This is a genomic window from Mesorhizobium sp. M7A.F.Ca.US.006.04.2.1, assembly GCF_004022915.1.
In the GTDB taxonomy this organism is placed as follows: domain Bacteria; phylum Pseudomonadota; class Alphaproteobacteria; order Rhizobiales; family Rhizobiaceae; genus Mesorhizobium; species Mesorhizobium ciceri.
In genome coordinates, this window is record NZ_RZQA01000943.1 from 1 (window position 1) to 2281 (window position 2281).

At 58.4% G+C, this 2281-nt stretch carries 6 protein-coding genes and 1 tRNA gene; 3 read left to right on the plus strand and 4 right to left on the minus strand.

The genetic code is table 11. The features are described from left to right. The first annotated feature begins 208 nt into the window (after nt 1–208). Together EN925_RS32545 and EN925_RS32550 are read left to right on the plus strand one after the other, a co-directional pair. A complete protein-coding gene (locus tag EN925_RS32545) occupies nt 209–457 on the plus strand; it encodes a hypothetical protein (protein WP_127369190.1) in 249 nt (82 codons plus the stop codon). Beyond that, complete coding sequence (locus tag EN925_RS32550) at nt 454–720, plus strand: DUF1488 domain-containing protein (protein ID WP_013530531.1); 267 nt, start codon at nt 454–456, stop codon at nt 718–720. Before EN925_RS32545 ends, EN925_RS32550 begins: the two co-directional genes overlap by 4 nt. A 31-nt stretch (nt 721–751) precedes the next feature. Here EN925_RS32550 and EN925_RS32555 read toward each other — a convergent pair whose 3' ends face one another. The 4 genes from EN925_RS32555 to EN925_RS32570 form a co-directional block, all read right to left on the minus strand. Further along, nucleotides 752–973 (minus strand): DUF6500 family protein, encoded by a 222-nt coding sequence (locus EN925_RS32555; RefSeq protein WP_127367757.1) that lies wholly within the window; start codon nt 971–973, stop codon nt 752–754. Nucleotides 974–1026: 53 nt separating this feature from the next. Next, nucleotides 1027–1218 carry a hypothetical protein gene (locus EN925_RS32560; protein ID WP_027160878.1) on the minus strand — a complete coding sequence of 64 codons (192 nt, stop codon included), beginning with the start codon at nt 1216–1218 and terminating at the stop codon, nt 1027–1029. Between the two features lie 5 nt (nt 1219–1223). Continuing rightward, nucleotides 1224–1427: a hypothetical protein gene (locus EN925_RS32565; protein ID WP_027160879.1), complete on the minus strand. Its 204-nt coding sequence runs from the start codon at nt 1425–1427 to the stop codon at nt 1224–1226. 202 nt (nt 1428–1629) lie between these two features. After that, a tRNA-Cys gene (locus tag EN925_RS32570) sits at nt 1630–1705 on the minus strand. A 458-nt stretch (nt 1706–2163) separates the two neighbouring features. Here EN925_RS32570 and EN925_RS32575 point away from each other — a divergent pair. Further along, the coding region (locus tag EN925_RS32575; RefSeq protein ID WP_164894548.1) for a LacI family DNA-binding transcriptional regulator at nt 2164–2281 on the plus strand (118 nt) is incomplete at its 3' end.

Genomic DNA, 2281 nt, shown 5'->3' on the forward strand with positions numbered 1-2281 from the left:
CCTCTATAGACGCGTTGGCACTCGATAGATAGGAGTGCCAAAAATTATTCGCGTACCAAATTAAATATTCAAAAGTATTATTTCAGCTGGCCGTTTCGTGATATCCGCAGAATGTCAAATAATTCAAAAGATTGAATTTTGCCGATCGAGTGCCTATTTATCGGACAAGTTCACTTTCACGATTTCAGGCACAAGGGAGATTTCTTCGATGGCCGAAGGCAATCAGACGATCATGGAAAAAGCTGAAGCCCGCTTTGTCGACAAGCAGAAGAAGACAGCGGAGAAAAACAAGGCGACCGCCGAATATATGTCCGAGGCAAGAGCCAGGGAGATCAAGACGGCAAGGCTGAGGGAGCTTCGGCTGGCCAAGGAAGAGGCCGATCGTGTCGCCGAGGCCCTCAATCCGACGCCGAAGAAGAAGCGGGTGACCAAGAAAGTCACGGAGGCTACGACATGAGCCTCACCTTCCCCAACCGCAGCCGCAGCTATGACGAGGCGGGCCAGCGCATCCGTTTCGTCGGCCATGACGGCATGTTCCAGATCTCGTTCTCCGTCGCCGCCGACGCCATGGCCAAGATGCGGCCGGGAACCGCGGCCGATGAAGCCGGTTATCTCCAGACATTCGACACCGAGAGCAGCGCCATCCGCGAAGTGGCGTCGAAGGCCTACGACCGCACCCACAAGAGCATGTATGTGCTGACGGCGTCCGATTTCGGCTGATCAGTCCATTGCATGTCGCTCAAAACGACGATTAAAGATCCATCTCCTCGACCATCGCGCGTATCTTCGCAGCCTTTTCGAAATGGTCGAGGCGGTGGGTTCTGATCCACCATTCGGCGGCTTCCATCAGGAGTTCGGGGTTGTCGTTTCTGTTGGCGAAAAACGCATAGAACGACACGCCGACGCCGGCCCCCTTCTCGGAGATCTTGCGGTCGCAAACCTCCAGTATCTTCTGCTTCAGGCTGGCTCTCACGGGAATCCCTTGATTTGCGGTGCGGCAGGCTTCCGCCGGCGGGCCGCTACGGATCAGGCCTTGCGCTCGGCCCGTTCGCGGCGTTTGACATCGCGGACATTCATCTGCACGACCATGTCCTCGGCCTCGCGCGGCCCCATCCCGACCATCACCTTTTGCCGGACCACCGCAGGCTGGCCGGTGAAGACATCGATGATGCTCCAGCTCTGGGGAAGCTCCATACGCAGCGTGTAGCGGTTGGCCATGCCGGTCAGCCTTGCATCGTGAAAAACACGGCGCCCAGGATCAGCACCGTCCAGGCGACGACCGACAGTTTCAGCACCATGCCGCCATGCACGGCCAGAAGCTTCCGCAGGTGCGACACACCTGCCGACGAGGCCGGTGCCGCCGCCAGGGCAGCAGGAGCCTTGAGGCCAAGTTTTCCAAAGACGGGCAGCAGCGACGGTTCACGCACGAAAGGCCTCGAATGTCAGGAAAAAGCGAAGCAAGAACGCTCGACTCCCTTCCATACCACTCTTTTCGCGCGTGCCGGCATGCCAAATGCAAGACAGGACTGCTTTAACGTCCGGTCCGCACCGCCTTCGTAACGCACAAATCTATTCGTGGGGACTGACTGCCCTTGGGGCAGATTGGGACTGCTGTTCGACGCGAAATTTTGGAGGCCTCGCCTCGGAATCGAACCGAGGCTTCAGAGATTTGCCGTCTCCAGCGTAGCCGCTCCGCCACGAGGCCATGGCTGTTGAAGTAGCGGCCAAATATTTACGGAAAGGTTAATCCCGAGGGACTGTTCAGAATTTTCGGCACGATCTTCAGACCGTCCGCCAGCACATATTGCGGCCAGGTTTGCTGCCCGGCAGCGCCAACCCTTTGCCGGGCCTCGCATCCCGCGCACGCTGCGATCCTTCACGCCTCAAGCGGCAGCCCGCCCCGTCTCGACCGAGGGCCTCCAGCACTGCGACTGGCGCTCTTCCCCTGAGCTAAGTGCTGCCGGCGCTGCTTTAACCCGCGTTTGCATTCGAAGGAAGAGAGCAGAGGCCCAACCAGCTTTTCCCTTGAACGGCGATCCAATCTGGTCTAGCCTCAGCTGAGAAAAGGTTTTCTCAAACAATTTCAGTCGGGCTCGGCCACCTGCCGGGCCTCTTTCAGATCGGTAAGAGAAAACCTTTTTCCAACTAAGGACTCTCGGCGCGATGCCATCGGACGATCTGCCTGTTCCGGTCTTTTCCAAGCCAGTCACCTTGCGTGACGTGGCCGCGCAGGCCGGAGTCAGCGTCGCTACCGCATCCAAGGCGCTCAACAGCCAGGGCC

Coding starts and splice junctions, on each gene's coding strand:
- EN925_RS32545 (WP_127369190.1), top strand. CDS start 209: ATGGCCGAAGGCAATCAGACGATCATGGAAAAAGCTGAAGCCCGCTTT.
- EN925_RS32550 (WP_013530531.1), top strand. CDS start 454: ATGAGCCTCACCTTCCCCAACCGCAGCCGCAGCTATGACGAGGCGGGC.
- EN925_RS32560 (WP_027160878.1), bottom strand. CDS start 1,218: ATGGCCAACCGCTACACGCTGCGTATGGAGCTTCCCCAGAGCTGGAGC.